Genomic DNA, 410 nt, shown 5'->3' on the forward strand with positions numbered 1-410 from the left:
CAGTAATCTTGATGCGTGGCAGCCGGTCGTAAGCCGCCCGCCTCAACTCTTCCACAGCAGGGGGTGTAATTGCTTTCAGAGGCGAAATCACAAGACCATGTGCATCAAGCCGGACCTGTGACAACTCGCCCTTCCTGGCAAGAGCCGTCACCCGGTTCAGCGCGGTTTCCAGCACTGCACGCCGTTGAGAAAGGAACGTGTCAGCCGTAGCATTGATCGCCAGAGGCAACGGTCCTTGCGCGCGCATCGCTGCAAACGTGGCTTCCGGAAGAAGGTAGGTGTCGAATGCGCGGTATTGGCGACTTTCCGTTACCCAGATGTCTCCGGCACGCAGACGCTCGCGCAGCTGGGTCAGAACACAGAGTTCGTAAGCCTGTCGTATGACTGTTCCCTCTGGCCTGACAAAGCTG

General features: G+C 58.3%; 1 pseudogene. It reads right to left on the minus strand.

The annotated features are described in order from the left end of the window. Positions 1–410, minus strand: a pseudogene (locus tag KP705_RS18395) (Tn3 family transposase); the annotation flags it as partial.

Source organism: Gluconobacter sp. P1D12_c, assembly GCF_018812105.1.
In the GTDB taxonomy this organism is placed as follows: Bacteria; Pseudomonadota; Alphaproteobacteria; order Acetobacterales; family Acetobacteraceae; genus Gluconobacter; species Gluconobacter oxydans_A.